Below are 19,123 nucleotides of genomic sequence, written 5' to 3' on the forward strand. Positions count from 1 at the left end.
ACTAGGTATAATTTGAAATTAGATTTTGTGTGGGAATCATTATGCGTGGGTTGACATTCCAGTAAAACAATGATAATTTAAAACTTATAAAACACATTGAATTAATCGGAATTGAAAGCTGACTGGTCACCCGGAAGCATGGATCATTGAATCCATGCTATTTTTTTATTTTAAAAAGAGGAGTGGATATGAAATGGGCGTATTATTGGATTCTTTAAAACTTACAAGCTTAAATAAAGAGGATCGTTGGGTTGATTTTAATAAAACCAATATCCTATTCAATCAAGATACGGTAAACGTAAATTTAATCGGTACGGATCATAAACAAATCCCTTCGTTGCTACATGCACTGAAGACGAATAAACTAACGCTAGGAAACATTCAAACTCCTCTTAAGGAAGTTGATTTGTACAACACAGAAGCTATTCTCTATTCAGAAAAAGGGGATAAATACAGAGTACCGTTGTTTTGATCCTGCGGTAGAGAGGAGAATGTAGACCTTGAAGTTTGCCTTATTTAGCCTAATGATGAATATACCGAATGCGGTAAGCGGAGAAACCCTGACAACTAATCAGAAATTCGAGAACGTGCTGAAACAGGCCGTCCTTGCTGAAGAACTGGGCTTTGATGCTTATGGTGTGGGGGAGCGGCATGGCGCACCATTTATCTCATCTTCGCCACCCGTCGTTCTAACCGCAATTGCTGCTAGAACTTCCCGTATACGATTGTTAACAACGGTTACTGTACTAAGTGTGCTTGATCCGATCCGTGTTGCTGAGGATTATGCTACGCTCGATCATCTCTCAGGCGGGAGAATTGAGATGATTATTGGTAAAGGCAATGACCCTCGCCACTATCCGCTTTTCGGCATTACGGAAGAGGAACAGTGGGAATCCCTTGCGGAGAGGTATGCACTTCTGAAACGCTTGTGGAAGGAAGAGAACGTTACTTGGCAGGGCAGGTATCGTTCACCTTTGGATAATGTGACGACACAGCCGAGACCTTTTCAGCCTGCTATCCCTGTATGGCATGGCAGCGCATCAAGTACACTGTCAACGGAGTTGGCTGCGAAATATGGTGAACCGATTTTCTCTTCGAATACGTTCCATCCTCAGGCCAAATACAAAGCGTTAATTGATCACTATCGTGAACGATTGGCTCATTATGGCCATGATCCGCAACAGGCTGTTGTAGGCTCAGGATTTGGAAGTTTGTATTTGGCTAACACCACAGAAGAAGCTATTGGGCGCTTTCGTCCTTATTATGAAGCTTTCCATGCAACGGCGGCATCACAGGTCAACAATTCACCTTTCAAAGACCTTGAGGACAACGTGAGGAATGGGCCTGTCTTAATTGGAAGTCCAGATCAAGTGATCGAGAAGATTCTGAACTATTATGATGCCTATGGTCACCAAGTAGTCAGTATCAGTGTAGATGGCTTGACCGAAACGGAGCAGCGCGAACAGATTGAGCGATTTGCCACCGAGGTTGCACCTGTTTTGCGACGAGAGATTCCAAGTACAATATGGAATCATTCACCGGTGGGTATAACGGTTTGAAAACCATTTCTGGAGGGATGTCACGATGAGCATTCAGAAAGCAGAAGGGATTTCGAAGGAGAGAAGGGCGAAGGCCTTCCAAGAAGCCTTAACGTATGAGCAATTTGTTAGCGGCGCCAAAGTAAATGTGGAGAGGTTGCATGAGAATTTCGAACGTTATGAATTGACCGAGCAGGAATTGGCTTACTTTGAAGGGCTTACCGAGCACATAGATGTACTGGTACTTGCGCATGACTGGTGTGGAGATGTGGTTGCGAATTTACCGCTATTTGGCAAAATCGAACAAGTGACGGATAAATTGAAATTGCATATTTTACCACGTGACCCAGACAATCAAGATATTGCTGCCGCTTATCTGCAAGCAGATGGGCGTAATCATATTCCAACCTATGTATTTTTCAATGGAGCGGGCGAGGAATTAGGATTTTTCTCAGAACGCCCCGACCAGATTACGTATTTAAACCGAGATTGGATCGATGAGTTTTGGGAATCCCACCCCGAATGGGAGGGCGAAGGCAAAGCACTTTCCGAGGTCGATGAAGATGTAAGGAAAGCGTTATTTGATTATTTAAAGGAACAGCGCCCACAAGCGCGTGAGCTGGAAAAGACGGCCATCATCCAAATCATCCGCTCCATTCTAGGCTAGTGAGAGAACCATAGCCCCGTTATGCGCCTTACAGCATCGCCTGTGAGGTTCTTTTCATGCTTGGAGGTTACAAAAGGAGTGACAAATGGAACGCTATTGGAAACGCAATCTGCATATATTATGGCTGGGTTTATTTATTAGCCATATCGCATATACCCTATCTGTACCGTTCTTTCCAATTTTCTTGCAAAATGATCTAGGTATTCAGCATAGGCTTGAAATGTGGTCAGGGATTTCCATTTCCATTAGTTTCCTGATAAGTGGGTTGTGTGCGCCCTTTTGGGGGTCGCTAGCCGATAAGTTTGGGAAGAAACCCATGTTAATTCGTTCAGGTATTGGCTTAGCCTTGGCTCATTTCGCCAATTATTTTGTGTATGATTTGTTCAGTTTCATTCTTGTTCGGATATTTCAAGGATTAATGGCAGGCTTTGGCCCTGCTTCCATCGCTTTGGTTGGCACGAATACACCGGAGAAACACGTCGGATACGCACTGGGTGTAATTTCAACATCAACAGCAGCTGGAGGAATTATTGGACCTCTTGTTGGGGGTGTACTGAGTCATTGGATGGGACTGCGAGTGTGCTTCGTTGCCTCGGGCCTAATTACGCTAATTTCTGCTCTTATCGTACTTGTTGGTGTGAAAGAAGTTCATAAGCGACAAGATGAAGCTCGTATAAGTGTCTTCAAGGATCTTAAACATGCGGCTAGTAACTCCAAACTAATGGGGATATTTGGGTTAACTTTACTCGTCTCTACTTCAGTTATGATTATGGAGCCGCTGCTGACACTCTATGTCGTGCAAATCGGCGGAAGTGTTGATAAAGCGACTCTGAGCTCGGGGATTGTATTCTCAGCAGTGGGCGTAGCCACTGTTATTATGGGTCCTCGGTGGGGAATCATCGGAGGGCGAATCGGTTATGAGAAGGTTTTGTTTATTGGGTTGCTAGGCGGTGGTATTGGCAATCTGCTGCAGCTCGGCGTTCATCATCTTATTGGCTTTGGCATTCTTCGATTTAGTTATGGTTTGTTTTTTGCTGCTGTGTTTCCAGCGCTGAATGCGCTTATCGTCAAATATACAGAAGCTGATTTCCGCGGTAGAGCCGTGAGCTTGAACCAATCATCCAGTCAATTCGGCATTGTGGTTGGCCCCTTACTAGGTGGGTTCATGGGGAGCTGGCTGAGCATTCAATATGTATTTCTCCTGACAGGTTTAACTCTTCTTGGAGCTGCATGGAAGAGGAAGGTGGTCAATACTAAGCGTACGGACCAGAAGCTGCTTGGATGAGGGGCATTTACATTTAAGAAAAAATGGAAATTTATGAAAACGATCGTTGACAAAAGGTTGTCTGACTTACTATAATTTAAATACAAGTAAATTAATCGGAATTATCGGAATCGACCAGATAACTGGAGATGCTTCATCCTTGTTAGGATGTTTGTGTCTCTTTTTTTTCGATAATAGCTTAGAGGAGGAGTTCTTATGAAAATAGATTGGACATTTACGTTGGATCAACCTTGGACGCTGGATCGCGTGTTGAATTTTGTGACCATGGCTAATCAATATACGAGTCAGATTTATTTAGGTGCGCACGGAGAAAAGGTGAATGCGAAAGGCTTACTAGGCATCGTATCCTGGAGTATGTCACTTCGTGAACAATCTACCATTGCTCTTCAACTTGAAGGAATCGATGCACAGGAAGCGTTCGAGGGTGTATCTACCTATCTACAAAATCAGGATGATGTTTTACATACAACGTACTCTCGTAGTTCTTGATGATGGGTAAGTCGGAGAGGAAGTCATGGGTAAATGAATATTGAAAATATCGAAGCATTCGTCTATGTCATTCATTATAACAGTTTCAACAAGGCAGCGGATGCGTTGTTCTTATCGCAGCCTTCCGTAACAGCCCGAATTCAATCATTGGAACGTGATTTGAACACGTTACTCTTCGAGAGAGAAGGAAGAAACTTCACACTGACAGATAAAGGAAAGCAGTTTCTTCCCTTTGCGGGGCAAATCCTCCAATCCTATAAGAAGGGGAAGCAACTGCTCCAACATGTCAGTAAGGATTACAATGAACTCAGAGTCGGCTGTACCGTTTCTGTTTCCAATTATATGATCCCCGAAATTCTTCCATGGATTAAAAACAAACATGCTCATCTTCAGATTAAGGTAACGACAGCACCAACAGAGGCTATTCTGGAGATGCTTCTCAATAAAGAAATTGATATTGGTTTTGTTCGAAATGTGACTCATCCCCATGTAGACATTCTGGGTTTTTACGAGGATCCTATCCGTCTTTTCGTTCATCCTAGCCATCCTTTTGTGAAAAAGAAACCTTTGACGATTAATGATGTAGGTCGCGAATCGCTGGTCTTCTTTGAGTGTGGATCACTCGATTGGGTGAAGATCCATCGGCTTTTTGCAACACTGGATCATCCTCCACAAATTGAGTACCAAATCGATAACCTGGAAACAGCCAAGAAGCTTGTGGCCAAAGGCTTGGGGATTTCCTTTCTGCCGGAACTGTGTGTACGTCAAGAAGTGAAAGAAGGGCTGCTTGTACCTATTGATATTCAGGCGTTGGGAGGTCTCTCTTTGCGTACAATCCTCATTACATTGAAAGAATCCAGCCTCGATGTTTCCCACTTGTTTCTGGACGTATTGAAAGAATTCGATTGGAAAATAACCGCTACATAGAACAATTCTATTCATCAATAGAACATCTTTATCTAAGATTGACCGTCGTATTTGGCAGTGATACAGTAAGTACAAAGTTTAAAACCAATTAAACCAATAGGAATTATTGTTAATTGAAAAAGGGAGGAATTAGGATGCCGAAACAAAAACAACTAAAACTTGGGGCTATTATTCATGGAGTTGGTGGCAATATGTCGTCATGGAAACATCCGGAAGCGATTGTGGATGCCAGTGTGAATTTCAAGTATTACAAAGAACAAGCACAGAAAGCGGAAGCTGGCAAATTTGATTTACTGTTTATCGCTGACGGATTGTTCATCAATGAGAAGTCGATTCCCCATTTCTTAAATCGGTTTGAGCCGATTACGATCTTATCCGCACTGGCTTCCGTAACTTCTAAGATCGGTCTGGTAGGTACGCTATCTACGTCTTATAGTGAACCCTTCACAGTGTCGAGACAATTCTCCTCACTTGATCATATCAGCGATGGCAGAGCAGGTTGGAATGTGGTCACTTCCCCGCTGGAGGGCTCAGCGCTGAACTACAATAAGAAGCTGGAGGAACATCCAGATCATCCTAAGCGCTATCGAATTGCATCTGAATATCTACAGGTATCCAAAGGATTATGGGATTCATGGGAGGATGATGCTTTTACAAGGGATAAACAATCGGGGGTATTCTTCGATCCAGAGAAGCTGCACCGTTTAGATCATAAAGGCGAATTTTTCTCCGTACAGGGACCGCTTAATATCGGTAGATCAAAGCAAGGCAGACCTGTTATTTTCCAAGCAGGCTCATCGGAGGATGGTAAGAATTTAGCGGCCAAAGAGGCGGATGCGATCTTTACGGGTCAACCGACTGTGGAGGATGCGAAACGCTTTTATGAAGATGTGAAAGGCAGAGCCGCTAACTTCGGTAGAAATCCCGATGAGATTGTCGTTATGCCTGGTATTGGTCCGATCATTGGCGTTACAGAAGAAGAGGCAGAGCGTAAATACCAGGAAGTCGCCAACTTGGTGACGATTGGCGAAGCACTTGCGTATCTAGGTCGTTTCTTTGAACATCACGATTTCACGCAATATGATCTGGATGCTCCTTTCCCAGAATTGGGCGAGTTGGGTAAAAATAGCTTCCAAAGTACGACGGATCGCATCAAACAAAATGCGCAAGAACAAGGGTTAACCCTTCGCCAAGTTGCCTTGCAATCCGCAACTCCAAGACCACTTTTTATTGGTACTCCGATACAAGTAGCAGATCGCATACAAGAATGGTACGAGAGCGGCGCAGCAGACGGATTTATAGTTGGATTGGGCGTTCCGAATGGTTTGAGCGATTTTGTAGATCTGGTCATTCCTATTCTACAGGAACGTGGCATTTATCGAACCGAATATGAGTCGGATACGCTCAGAGGGAATTTGGGTCTACCTTTTCCAACTAATCGCTATGTGAAAGAGACTGTAAGTAACTAATCTGATATATAAATTAAGGGGGAGAGTAGAATATGAATAGAACTAAAGGTTGGATTAAGTTTAGTGCGCTGTCGTTAGCCATTGCACTTGTGTTAACGGGGTGTGGTTCGGCAGAAGAAGGAAGTTCGGATGCCTCACAATCAGTGAGTCCAAAGCAAGAGGGCAAACAAACAGCGGTGGTTGGCGGAGAGCTTACTTATGCGCTGGCAACTTCCCCTGACTCCCTAGATCCGCATCGTAGCGGTCTTGCCGTAGCAGTAAGGGTGCTTCGCACCATCTATGATAGTTTGGTTGTTCAATTACCTGATGGTTCGATTAAACCATGGCTGGCAACGGAATGGACGGTTTCTCCTGATGGGCTTAGTTACACGTTCAAATTACGTAAAGACGTCAAGTTCCAAGATGGGACGCCATTTAATGCAGAGGCTGTGAAATTCAATTATGATCGGATTCTGGATCCGGCAACGAAAGCGGCTAATTCAGTAGCGTTACTTAAACCGTATAAATCTGCGGAAATCATTGATGAGTTCACGGTTAAAATTAATCTGGAGACACCATCCAGAGCGTTCTTAGGTAACCTGAGTCAAGCGTTACTTGGGATTGTTTCACCAACAGCGGCCAAGAAATACGGGGATCAATTTGGTAAAAATCCGGTTGGTTCAGGTCCATTCTCATTTGTGAAATGGGAAGAGAATGCTTCCATTCAAGTTAAACGTAGTCCTGATTACAACTGGGCGCCGGAGATTGTGGAAAACAAAGGGAAGTCATACTTGGATCAAATCACCTTTAGTATTGTTCCGGAAGAAGCGACTCGGATCGGCAGTGTTCAAAGTAAGCAAGTTCTTGCTGGTGAGACGATTCCCCCGCAAAATATTGTTTCGTTAAAGACGGATTCCAGTATCCAAGTTCACCAAGTCAATACCAATGGATTGCCTTATACGTTATTTATTAATCAACGAAAAGCACCTTGGGGTGAGGTGAAGGCCAGACAAGCGCTTCAAGCAGCGATTGATGTGGATGCAATTGTCAAAACACTTTATCTGGGGACGTATCCACGTGCTTGGTCACCATTATCTCCTGGTGTGTTCAGTTACGATGCTTCCCTAGAAAATGGGGTTAAGCCGGATCTTGCGAAAGCGAATAAATTATTAGATGAACTCGGTTGGCTCAAGGGAACAGATGGCATTCGTGTAAAAGATGGCAAGAAGCTTACTCTGCATTACGTAGATGGTTCACCTAACCGTGAGAAACGCAATGATATTGCTGTCATCATTCAGCAACAGTTAAAACAAGTGGGTATTGTAGTTGAAGTAGAAATTACAAAGGATACAGCCAATGTTGTTTATACCAAAGGTGAGTATGATATCTATGGAAACAGTCAAGTGAACTCGGATCCCAATGCGCTCTATGCCTTCTATCATACAAGCGATCCGAAAGCTCGACCAACGCTTCCAGGACTTGCAGATCCACAAGTAGATAAGTGGCTGGAACAAGGCGCGATTGAACCTGATGATAAAAAGAGAGCGGACCTGTATAAACAAGTCCAGAAATCCATTATCGATAATGCGGTCATCATTCCTATTTATGTATTCCCTTATACGGTAGCCGCTTCGAAGACCGTGAAAGGGTTGAAATTTGACTCGTTAGGTTATCCGCTCTTTAATGATACGTTTATTCAAAAATAATGCTATAGGGAGCTAATTGGTATGAGCAGGATATTAACGGAGCGGCTACTAGTTTCATTGCTGGTCATTCTTGGTTCCTTAATCCTTGTTTTCTGTATTTTGTATGTGCTGCCGGGAGATCCTGTGCTTTCCATGATTGATCCTTCCTCCATGTCACCGGAGGCAATTGCAAATTTAAGGCATCAACTCGGCTTGAATGAACCTTTCTATGTGCAATTTGGACATTATTTCATGGCCATGATCCATGGGGATTTCGGTAAATCTTTACTAAACAGTGAACCTGTGTTGCCCAAAATTCTTAAACATCTCCCAGCAACTTTGGCACTCACTTTAGCTAGTACGCTTATATCCACGATTATCGGTGTAGGGCTTGGTGTTCTTTCAGCCGTACACCGCAATCGATGGATCGATGTATTAGCTCGCATTGTCGGGTTGTTCGGTATATCCATGCCGACGTTCTGGTCTGGTATTCTGCTGATCCTCATCTTTTCCGTATCTCTAGGTTGGTTTCCAGCTATGGGATCAAAGGGATTCATTACACTTGTTCTTCCTTCACTTACACTCGGGTTCGTGGGAGCTGGCTTTATTGTTCGGATGGTACGTAACTCGATGCTCGAAGTCATCAATGAGCACTTCATTGTGACACTGCGCGCCAAAGGATTATCCGAACGATTAGTGATGTATCGCCATGCGCTTCGCAATGCATTAATCCCTGCGATCACAATCATTGGCATTCATATCGGAGATTTGATGGCGGGCACCGTTGTGATCGAAACCGTCTTCTCCAGGCAGGGAATTGGCCGAATTCTCGCGGACGCGATTATGTCCAAAGACTTGCCTGTTGTGCAAGGTGTCGTATTTTTCTCAGCAATCATATATGTCATTGTTAATTTGCTAGTTGATATTTCGTATGTATTTATTGACCCACGGGTTCGTCGAACTCAATAATTCGGATATGTAAGCATGGTGGAGAGGAGAAAGGCGACGATGAAAGATGTTCTTTCTGCGAGAACGATTGGGCTAAGACATAAGTGGCCTCTTCGAATTACAAAGATACCTGGAACATGGAATGCTTCAGAGATTCTTGTTTATCTAGCTGCAATCATGGCGTTGTTTATTATTGGCTGCGCGCTTTTTCCGCAATGGATTGCTCCTTATGCACCTACCGAGATGCTCGGTGATCAAATTATGCATGCACCAAGTACATCTCATTTGTTTGGAACGGACTATTTTGGCAGAGATGTGTTCAGTCTTGTCGTGTATGGCAGTCGTGATTCTCTCATTATTGGATTCTCCTCTGTACTTGCGGGAGGCATCATTGGAGGAAGCATTGGTGTACTATCTGGATACATTGGCGGCGTTATTGACACAATCTTCATGCGGATTATCGATGTGCTAATGACGATTCCAGGTATTCTATTGGCACTAGCCATAGCTGCGGCTCTTGGCCCTCATTTATTTAATCTGATCTTTGCAGTTGCAGCTGCTTCCATCCCGCAATACGCAAGGGTCATGCGAGGTCAGATTCTGAGCATCAAGAATCGGTCCTTCATTACCGCCTCTAGGTCAATAGGCGCTTCTAAATTCCGTATATTTTTTCGCCATGTCTTAACAAATGCTTGGTCCCCACTCTTGGTCATGTCCACGATCGGTTTAGGTGCATCCATTCTGGTTAGTAGCGGGCTAAGTTTCCTTGGATTAGGCGTGCTCAAAGAGATTCCTGACTGGGGATCGCTTCTTTCGCAAGGACGAGGTTACCTGACAGTGGCTTGGTGGATATGTACATTTCCAGGCCTCGCGATCACGTTATTCGTCATATCCGTTAATTTAATCGGAGATAAACTACGTGACTCGCTAGATCCAAAGCAGAGAAGGGCATAGCTAGGAGGCGGCGCAAGTTGAAGCAACTGCTTGAAATTGAAAATTTAAGTGTACAATTCACAACGAATAAAGGGTCGTTCACGGCTATTCAAGACGTTTCTTTGACAATTGGTGTAGGCGAAACCATCTGTCTAGTCGGAGAATCCGGCAGTGGTAAATCGGTTACTTCAAAATCCGTCATGCGCTTAATCGATTATGAAAATGGTCATATTTCCGGTGGTCAAATCGTTCTCGATGGCGATGATCTAACGACGTTGTCACAGAAAGATCTTCGGGCATTACGAGGGAAAAAGATGGCTATGGTCTTCCAAGAGCCTATGGCTGCATTTGATCCGGTATTTACCATAGGTAGTCAAATTACCGAAGTCATTATTCAGCATAAACAGGGGAATCGGGAACAAGCCTGGGAACGGGCTGTATATTTATTAAAGCGTGTAGGCATCCCAGAGCCAGAAATCCGTATGAACCAATATCCTGGCGAGCTTTCTGGCGGGATGCTGCAGCGAGCGATGATTGCTATGGCGCTCACATGCAGTCCGCAACTGCTTATCGCGGATGAACCAACAACTGCGCTTGATGTAACGATTCAGGCGCAGATTCTTCATCTGCTGCAGGAGCTTAAAGAAGAATTCAATATGTCCATCCTTCTCATCACACACGATTTGGGGATTGCAGCTGAGATGGCAGACAAAATCATCGTGATGTACGCGGGACAAATCGTTGAGCAAGCAAGTGTCGAGCAATTGTTCGCTAAGCCCCATCATCCTTATACGAGAGGGTTACTTCGATCCATTACGACGATGGATAGCAATCGGTCATCCCGATTGTTCTCCATTGAAGGGACAATTCCCCATCTATCGGATCTGCCATCGGGTTGCCGATTTCATCCAAGGTGCCCTTTTGCGACTGAACGCTGTGTGAAGGATAGTCCTCCCTTACGGCTCGTGAATGAACGTCTTACGGCATGTTGGTACTCGGAAGAATTAGTTGAGCGTGCAGATTGGCAACAATATGCAGGGGCTGTAGATACAAAGATAGATACAAAGATAGATAACGGATCTTCCGATGTTGTTGGCGAACATGTTTTAACTAGCGAGACGCTCTTCGAGGTGAAAGGGTTAAGTAAATTTTACCCCATAGGGAAAGGAACATTCAGTCGTTCGAAGTCCTATATTCGCGCGGTTGAAGATGTTTCCTTTTCAATAAAGAAGGGCGAGACCTTTGGTTTAGTCGGGGAATCGGGCAGCGGCAAGTCTACCTTAGGCCGGGTGTTGCTTCAGTTGGAGAAGGCAACAGTGGGAGAGGTTCTTTTCGAAGGAGAAGATTTATCTAAACTTTCGAGCAAAGGGCTGCAAGAAGCACGCCGAGACATGCAGGTCATTTTCCAAGATCCGTACGGTTCTGTGAACCCTCGTTGGAAGGTTGGCGATATTATTGGTGAGCCTTTTGATATTCATGAATCGTTAAGCAAGACTGAGAAGCGGGGAAAAGTAGAAGACTTATTGGAGTTAGTTGGGCTGAATCGTTCCGTGTATGATCGGTTCCCTCATGAGTTTTCGGGAGGTCAACGACAGCGCATTGGTATCGCTAGAGCCATCGCGCTCAATCCCAAGTTTATCCTAGCCGATGAGGCTGTATCTGCGTTGGATGTATCCGTACAGGCTCAAATCGTAAATTTGATGCAGGATCTGCAGAAAAAGCTGGGATTAACTTATTTATTTATCGCCCATGGTTTAAACATTGTTCGCCATCTATCTGATCGTATCGGTGTGATGTATTTGGGGAAACTGGTTGAAATTGCACCTAGTGAGGAGCTGTTTCGCCATCCTTCTCATCCCTACACGAAGGGCCTGCTTTCTTCTATTCCATCGACGGATCCCACTCAAAAGAGAGCGTGGATCGAGATCGAAGGGGAAATCCCTTCTCCTGCGAATCCACCTTCTGGCTGCAGATTTCACACGCGCTGCCCAGCAGCAACCGCAAGGTGTAAAGAAGAGCAGCCTGCCTTATTGCAAATCAGGGAAGGCCACTGGACGGCCTGCCATTACCCTTTGTAAAAAGTTAGATGAGAAGGAGACATGATGTCAGAGAAACAAGCAAAGAAAGATGCGGGATGGAACTTCGACAACAGCTATTCGCGGTTGCCTAATTTCTTTTATACTAAGATCAATCCAACTCCTGTGAGCTCACCAAAGTTAGTTAAACTGAATGCTCCATTGGGAGCAACTTTGGGGTTGGATGAAAAGGTGTTGCAAAGTAGTGAGAGCTTAGCCGTATTTGCTGGTAACTTGATTCCAAGTGGTGCACTGCCGCTTGCTCAGGCCTATGCCGGGCATCAATTTGGAACTTTTAACATGTTAGGCGATGGGAGAACCCATCTCCTTGGTGAGCAGTTGACTCCGCAAGGGGAACGAATTGATATTCAGCTGAAAGGTTCAGGTAAAACGCCATACTCCCGCTATTTGGATGGTCGAGCGGGACTTGGACCGATGCTGCGCGAGTATATCATTAGTGAAGCTATGTTTGCACTTGGAATTCCAACTACACGAAGTTTAGCAGTTGTTTCAACAGGTGAAACTTTCCATCGTGAAACGGAACAATCTGGTGCAATTCTAACCCGTGTCGCCGCCAGTCATATTCGGTTTGCAACCTTTCAATATGCTTCGCATTTTGGCACGGTGGATGAGCTCCGAGCGCTAGCTGATTACACGTTAACCCGACATTTCCCAGAGGCTGATGTTGCTGAGAATCGCTATCTAGCGCTGCTGCAAGAGGTAATTACGCGCCAAGCGCAATTAATTGCCAATTGGCAGCTCGTTGGGTTTGTACACGGAGTAATGAACACAGATAACATAGCTATCAGTGGATAAACCATTGATTATGGTCCTTGTGCCTTTTTGGATGCCTATGATCCAGCGACGGTATTCAGCACCAGAGACACGGAGGGCCGCTATGCCTTTGGTAAACAGCCGGAAATGGCTGCTTGGAATCTCACTAGATTTGCTGAAACACTTTTACCATTGCTGCATGACGATCAAAAGCAGGGTGCTCAACTAATCGCGGATGCGATTGCACAATTTTCCGAGCAGTATCGCGCTAATTGGTTAACGGGTATGAGGTCCAAATTGGGGATATTTCATGAGGAATTAGAGGATGAATCACTGATTGAAGGACTACTCAACTTGATGCAGACGTATCGCGCGGATTACACAAATACGTTCCGTGCATTAACTTTGGATCAACCTGAAGATACGCTCATGTATGACAAATTGGATTTCAGGCAGTGGTTTGAACTGTGGCAGGCTAGAATCGGTAGACAGCAGGAAACCAAAGCATACTCGCATCAACTCATGAGGAATCATAATCCAGCCATTATCCCACGTAATCACCGGGTAGAAGAAGCACTAACATCCGCGGTCAATCAAGGAGACTATCGTGTGATGGAGCGGTTGCTTCTTGTTCTGTCAAACCCCTTCGCATACTCCCCTGAACAGGTTGATTATGCCAGTCCAGCTGAGCTAACAGCCTGTCCTTACCGTACCTTTTGCGGTACTTGAGAATGAAAAGGATACAACTTCTGCATAAGTTACAAAGGAATATAGGAACTTATCTTGGCCTTACGATTTATCGTAAGGCTTTTTAGCAACGTTATAGCATACTTTTTCCTGTATTGTTGCTTAAATAAAGTGTATGTTACTATTGGAGAAACGACCATCACATACCGAAGGGGAATACGTATGGCCCTAACGAAATGGATCCATCGGTGGATTGCTGTTGTGCCGAACATGAAGTTAAATCAGAGGTTTTTGGCCAGCTATCTACTAGTTTGCATTATTCCGCTATTAATTGTAAGTACAATCATTTATTACCAATCTGCAAATAGTTTGGAAGAAGCTTCACAAGAATTTGCTGCGCTGTATACGTCGCAGATTGAATCGTCCATGAATGACTTTCTTCAGGAGTATGACAGGGTGACGAAGACGGTTCTGATAGACAACGACATCCTGTCTCGTTTAGGTGAAGAGAAGCTCCCGATGGCCGAATTGATTGTCAATAATAATATGATCAACCGTATTCTAATGAGAATTGCATTACTCAAGCCGGAAATTAGTTACATGACGTTGATTACGAAAGGGAATAATGTCTATCATTACTCCAATACCTCCAGCGTGGTGAATGAAAGCATTCTGCTGCAGCAGGATTGGTACAGGAAAAGTATGGATCCAGAGGAGACGTTGTTCATCACGCCCTTGCACGATCGATCCTATTACGAGGATAAAGGTGAAGGCGCGGTTCTGACAGTGGGCAGAGTGTTGCTTAATGCCAATGGCTCCTACGCGGGTGTCCTGTTAATTGATATGGACCCATCCCATTTATTGAAGCTCAATGAGAATTTTATTGTGGCACGAGACCGTTATGATATGCGAGTTATTGTTAGCAATAAAAAAGGAGAGATGGTGTACCACTCCGATTTGACCAGTGGTAAGACGAATTGGAAACAGCTCTCTGCCAGTCAGCGCAACCCTGCAATAGAAAAGAACGACGAGAAGATGATTGTATTAACGGGTAGTATGGCATCTAATCAGCTAGAGGTAAGAACCGAGATTCCTCGTGATAAATTGTTACTGAAAATCGGGAATATGAAAGTGTCGACTATCCTAGTTATTGCTATTAGTTTTCTGTTTATTATGCTAATCTCGATTGCCATGAGCTCCTATATTACGAGGCCTATTATGAATCTTCGTAGAAGCATGAAGCAAGCGGAAGCAGGGCTATATCATCCGATTGAGCTGAAAATACCTAATGACGAAATCGGAAGTCTGATTCATAGCTATAACAAAATGATCATTACGATTAAGACGCTGATTGAAGAAGTCTATTTGGCAGAAATTAAGCAAAGGCATGCCAAGTTTCTGGCGCTTCAGCACCAAATCAATCCCCACATGCTTTACAATACGCTCGAATCCATACGAATGAAAGCGCTTGTAAAGGAGCAGGATGAAATCGCCGGCATGATTAAGATTCTCGCTCGTATGTTCAAACTGTCGTTGGGGAAAGAAACAGGTCTTCATTTGGTCAGCAATGAAGTGGATTATACGATGAACTATTTAAAGCTTCAAAATATTAGATTCGACGACCGATTTAAGTTACATGTCCAAATGAGTGAAGACGTGTTGCAATGCCGCATTCTGCCACTTATATTCCAACCTATTGTAGAGAATAGCATCAACCACGGTTTTCACGACTATAGCAAGGTGATGAATATTTATTTGGAAGGAACCGTTACGGAAGAGAATGATCTCAGGATCCGAATTTCGGATGACGGTGAAGGCATGGATCCGTCACAAGTCGATGAACTCAACAAAAAACTGAGTGAAGCGGAAGCGAATAAGTTGAAGTTGGATGACTTAATTGAAGCATCGGGGATGAGCATAGGTCTGAGAAATATTGCGGAACGAATCAAGCTGCAGTATGGAGATCGGTATGACATGACGGTGAATTCCTTGCAGGGCGAAGGCACAGTTGTTGAATTTCGTATACCCAGACGAGAGTAACCAGCAGATTGATGCAAAGGGGGAATTTATATGAGGCTGGTCATTATAGATGACGAGAAAGGGATTGTAGATGGCTTGAAAACCATTGTGAGGAGTTATTTGCCGCAATGTGAAGTGGTCGGGACGGCGCACAATGGAATCGAGGGTTGTAAGCTTGTACAGGAGTTGCAGCCGGACATCGTGATAACGGATATCCGAATGCCGCAATCTGACGGTTTAGAGATGATCCGCAATCTGACATCTTCCGGCTGTAAGTCCAAATTCATCATTTTGAGTGGATATGCTGAATTTGAGTATGCCAGAAAAGGGATCGAGCTAGGGGTGAAGTTTTACATCACCAAGCCTGTCGAAGAAGATGAACTCGAAGAATGCGTAACCAAAGTCATTGCAGAGATCAACATGGAGCATGTGCAAGCACGGCAAGGGAATGAATGGGTGTTAAAAGATATTCTGATGACTGGTTATAACTCCTCTACACATGAGAGCAAAATATTAAACGTATTGCCTATGCCTATTTCTGGGCATCAATGTGTATGCGCACTATTGGAATTCGCGTGTGAACCAGGCAAACTGCAGGAAGAGCGCATTCTAGGGAAATTGATGGAAGACTTAGGACATGACAATCAGGTTCAAGCATTTCGTTATGAAGGCTCTCAGTTTGCAGTCATAATACTGAATGAAAAGCTTATCGATGAAGCAAAACTGCTTCGTGATGTGAAAAGTCTGCAAGAGTGGTTCAATCAGATCTGGGGGATACTGGTAACAGTGGGAATCGGTCGGCCGTACCCAGCTCCAGACGGATTGAGCACTTCGTTCGAAGAGGCACAGCAGGCGCTGCGCTATAAGTTGATTAAGGGTACCAACGCAGTCGTTCCCTACATGGAGATCGAGCAGATTTCGGACACCGGCAAAGTCGTATCGGAAGAGGACATGGCCATGTTGGAGAAATGTATCGAAGATATGGACGCGGAAGGCAGCAGTGTGATTATTCAACGGATCTTCCGGACCATCGAGGCGGAGAATCGTATGAATCTTGCCGAACTTCAGCATCAAATCTTACTTATTCTATTATCCAGCATGAAACGAATGACTTTTATGCAATTACAGATGAACGATTTCCTTGGCAAATTTATGCTTTCCCAGGATGCAATATCCCGTTTCAAAACACTGGACGAATTGAAATTATGGTTGATACAAGCGACTGAACGCATCATTGAGCACAAATTGATTCGCAGTACGCCGAAGAAAAAAGATGTGATTTCCGATATTAAGGAGTACGTAGCGGTCCATTATAATAGTAATATCACCTTGGCCGACTTATCAGCCAGATTCTTTATTAATCCATATTATCTGAGCCAGCTGTTTAAGGAAAAGACGGGGGATACGTACTTAAGTTATGTGATGGGAATTCGCATTAAGAAAGCGAAAGCGTTGTTGGAAGAAACGGACTTGAAAATATATGAAATTTGCCAGATGGTCGGGTATGCGGATACGACTCATTTCAGCAAACTGTTCGAAAGGATGAACGGCTGTACACCAACCGAATATAGAAAAAAGTGTAAAATATAGCCAGTGAAGCCATGCCCCTTCTCTCCAAATCAAGGAGAGAAGGGGCGTTTTTTGTCGGAAAACTTAAAAGTACCCTAGTGTAAACTTAAAAACCCCCCTTTGAGCTTTTATTAGAATCACGGTATATTTTATTCATGAAAACGGATTCAATTAGATAGATCAACAAGAAGGATGTGGAGAGAATCAAATGAACAGCACAATGTCTGTTGCTGGCAAGGGGGAGTTGGCAAAGCGAACGGGAGTACGTCCAATCTCAATGCTTTGGCACAATATTAAAACCTATTGGCCGCTTTATGTGATGGCTATCCCTGGTATGGCATTTATTATTATTTTTAAGTACATTCCACTAACTGGATCACTTATCGCTTTTCAGGATTATTCGGTGTTTAAAGGCTTTATGGACAGTCCTTGGGTTGGTCTCAAGCACTTTAAGACTTTGCTGGATTACCCAGATTTCAATCGGGTGTTTACCAATACACTCATTTTAGGCATATTGAAGACTCTGTTCGTGTTCCCCGTACCGATCGTGTTGTCCCTGATGATTAACGAGGTCAGGAAAGCTGCACTCAAGAAAGGGATTCAAACTGCTTTATATATCCCGCACTTTCTATCGTGGGTTATCGTAGCGGGAATCGCATTTGACTTGTTCGCCATGAGTGGATTGTTCAATATGGTTATCGGTTGGTTCGGTTTTGATCCTGTCTTGGCCATGCAAGAGAGTTCGTATTTCCGGCCTATCTATGTGCTTACCGGACTATGGAGGGATGCTGGCTGGGGCACGGTCGTCTACATGGCGGCTATCAGTTCAATTGATCCGCAGCTATACGAATCGGCGATGATGGATGGGGCATCAAGATTCAAACAGATGAAACATGTGACATTCCCGTTGCTGCTTCCAACAATTCTTGTACTGTTCCTATTAGAAATAGGGAATTTTATGGAACTAGGCTTCGATCATGTATATAACCTGTTGACGCCGATGACGTATAGTGCCGGAGATATCCTAGATACTTATGTGTTCCGGACGGGCATTCAGCAAGCGCAATACAGTTTTGCGACAGCCGTTGGATTGTTTCAGTCAATCATCGGATTTATCCTGGTCTACACGTTTAATCGATTGTCCAGGAAAGTTTCAGATGGGGGGCTTTGGTAATTATGCATTTGTCCAAAAGTGAAAAGGCATTTGGATATGGAATCTTAGTATTGCTCTGTATCTTCTCGGTCATTGCCTTGATTCCACTCCTGTCGGTCATCTCGATCTCGTTCAGTTCGAGCCGGGCCGTGGATTTAAACCTCGTGACGATCTGGCCCAAGGAATTCACATTTGACTCATGGTCATATTTGCTAGCGCGATGGGATTTGTGGAGATCCTTCATCTTGACAGTATTTACAACCGTTATCAGCACATTTCTCGCCTTGCTGGTCACTGCACTATTAGCGTATCCTTTATCTAAAAAAGAATTCCTTCCCGCAGGTATTCTCATGGTTGCGGTGGTCATTACGATGGTGTTCAAGGCGCCAATCGTCCCTTATTTTCTTACGGTACGAAGCATCGGCTTGTATAACAATCCGTTGGTGCTAGTCATCCCCCATATATTAAGTCCTTTTAATCTCATTATTATGAGGACATTCTTTAAACAGTTCCCGAAGGAACTGGAGGAAGCGGCTTTTATGGAAGGTTGCGGTTACTTCCGAATGTTGTTCTACTTTGTGCTTCCGCTATCCAAAGCTGTACTCGCGACACTGGCGTTATTCTATGGGGTTGTTGTGTGGAACCAATTCCAACATCCGCTCTTTTTCATCCAGAATCCGGATTGGTTTCCGCTCCAGTTGAAAATCAGACAGTTTATAACCGATCCGAACGAAATGCCTTTTGTCGAGTCCATTATGGATATTAATTATAGTGAACGCACATTGAAATCTGCTACTGTTGTATTTGCCATTATCCCAGTTGTTCTCGTCTATCCTTTCGTGCAGAAATACTTTGTCAAAGGAGCCATGATCGGCTCTGTGAAAGGGTAATTCATCTCGGTTTAGAAGCCCCAAGGGCTATTAAAT

General features: G+C 44.1%; 15 protein-coding genes and 1 pseudogene. All 16 read left to right on the top strand.

Annotated features, from left to right (window positions below; genetic code table 11):
- The first annotated feature begins 193 nt into the window (after positions 1-193).
- The 16 genes and pseudogenes from ASL11_RS21945 to ASL11_RS22020 all read left to right on the top strand — a co-directional run bounded on the left by ASL11_RS21945 (position 194) and on the right by ASL11_RS22020 (position 19,087).
- On the top strand, positions 194-472 hold the full coding sequence (locus ASL11_RS21945; RefSeq protein WP_235550537.1) for a hypothetical protein: 279 nt from the start codon (positions 194-196) through the stop codon (positions 470-472).
- A gap of 28 nt (positions 473-500) precedes the next feature.
- Positions 501-1,559: an LLM class flavin-dependent oxidoreductase gene (locus tag ASL11_RS21950; RefSeq protein ID WP_056619674.1), complete on the top strand. Its 1,059-nt coding sequence runs from the start codon at positions 501-503 to the stop codon at positions 1,557-1,559.
- 25 nt (positions 1,560-1,584) lie between these two features.
- Positions 1,585-2,205: a thioredoxin family protein gene (locus ASL11_RS21955; RefSeq protein WP_056619677.1), complete on the top strand. Its 621-nt coding sequence runs from the start codon at positions 1,585-1,587 to the stop codon at positions 2,203-2,205.
- A gap of 85 nt (positions 2,206-2,290) precedes the next feature.
- Positions 2,291-3,490, top strand: coding sequence for an MFS transporter (locus ASL11_RS21960; RefSeq protein ID WP_056619681.1), 1,200 nt, complete (start codon positions 2,291-2,293; stop codon positions 3,488-3,490).
- A gap of 195 nt (positions 3,491-3,685) precedes the next feature.
- Positions 3,686-3,979, top strand: a complete 294-nt coding sequence (locus ASL11_RS21965) for an HPr family phosphocarrier protein (RefSeq protein WP_056619685.1) — start codon at positions 3,686-3,688, stop codon at positions 3,977-3,979.
- A 33-nt stretch (positions 3,980-4,012) separates the two neighbouring features.
- Complete coding sequence (locus ASL11_RS21970; protein WP_056619688.1) at positions 4,013-4,906, top strand: LysR family transcriptional regulator; 894 nt, start codon at positions 4,013-4,015, stop codon at positions 4,904-4,906.
- Between the two features lie 134 nt (positions 4,907-5,040).
- The gene (locus ASL11_RS21975) at positions 5,041-6,375 is read left to right on the top strand and encodes an LLM class flavin-dependent oxidoreductase (RefSeq protein WP_056619690.1); all 1,335 of its coding nucleotides are present in this window, start codon (positions 5,041-5,043) and stop codon (positions 6,373-6,375) included.
- A gap of 32 nt (positions 6,376-6,407) precedes the next feature.
- Positions 6,408-8,060, top strand: a complete 1,653-nt coding sequence (locus ASL11_RS21980) for an ABC transporter substrate-binding protein (protein ID WP_056619691.1) — start codon at positions 6,408-6,410, stop codon at positions 8,058-8,060.
- 21 nt (positions 8,061-8,081) lie between these two features.
- On the top strand, positions 8,082-9,008 hold the full coding sequence (locus ASL11_RS21985) for an ABC transporter permease (RefSeq protein ID WP_056619694.1): 927 nt from the start codon (positions 8,082-8,084) through the stop codon (positions 9,006-9,008).
- A 156-nt stretch (positions 9,009-9,164) separates the two neighbouring features.
- Positions 9,165-9,941, top strand: a complete 777-nt coding sequence (locus tag ASL11_RS21990) for an ABC transporter permease (protein ID WP_235550553.1) — start codon at positions 9,165-9,167, stop codon at positions 9,939-9,941.
- A 17-nt stretch (positions 9,942-9,958) separates the two neighbouring features.
- Positions 9,959-11,998: a dipeptide ABC transporter ATP-binding protein gene (locus tag ASL11_RS38030; protein ID WP_056619703.1), complete on the top strand. Its 2,040-nt coding sequence runs from the start codon at positions 9,959-9,961 to the stop codon at positions 11,996-11,998.
- Between the two features lie 21 nt (positions 11,999-12,019).
- A pseudogene (locus ASL11_RS22000) lies at positions 12,020-13,498 on the top strand (protein adenylyltransferase SelO).
- A gap of 180 nt (positions 13,499-13,678) precedes the next feature.
- The gene (locus ASL11_RS22005) at positions 13,679-15,496 is read left to right on the top strand and encodes a cache domain-containing sensor histidine kinase (protein ID WP_056619705.1); all 1,818 of its coding nucleotides are present in this window, start codon (positions 13,679-13,681) and stop codon (positions 15,494-15,496) included.
- 30 nt (positions 15,497-15,526) lie between these two features.
- Positions 15,527-17,065, top strand: a complete 1,539-nt coding sequence (locus tag ASL11_RS22010) for a response regulator (protein WP_056619707.1) — start codon at positions 15,527-15,529, stop codon at positions 17,063-17,065.
- 256 nt (positions 17,066-17,321) lie between these two features.
- Positions 17,322-18,218 carry an ABC transporter permease gene (locus tag ASL11_RS22015; protein ID WP_442953086.1) on the top strand — a complete coding sequence of 299 codons (897 nt, stop codon included), beginning with the start codon at positions 17,322-17,324 and terminating at the stop codon, positions 18,216-18,218.
- A 2-nt stretch (positions 18,219-18,220) separates the two neighbouring features.
- The gene (locus ASL11_RS22020) at positions 18,221-19,087 is read left to right on the top strand and encodes a carbohydrate ABC transporter permease (RefSeq protein ID WP_056619710.1); all 867 of its coding nucleotides are present in this window, start codon (positions 18,221-18,223) and stop codon (positions 19,085-19,087) included.
- The last annotated feature ends 36 nt before the right edge of the window (positions 19,088-19,123 follow it).

Source organism: Paenibacillus sp. Soil750 (genome assembly GCF_001428045.1).
GTDB lineage: Bacteria > Bacillota > Bacilli > Paenibacillales > NBRC-103111 > Paenibacillus_E > Paenibacillus_E allorhizoplanae.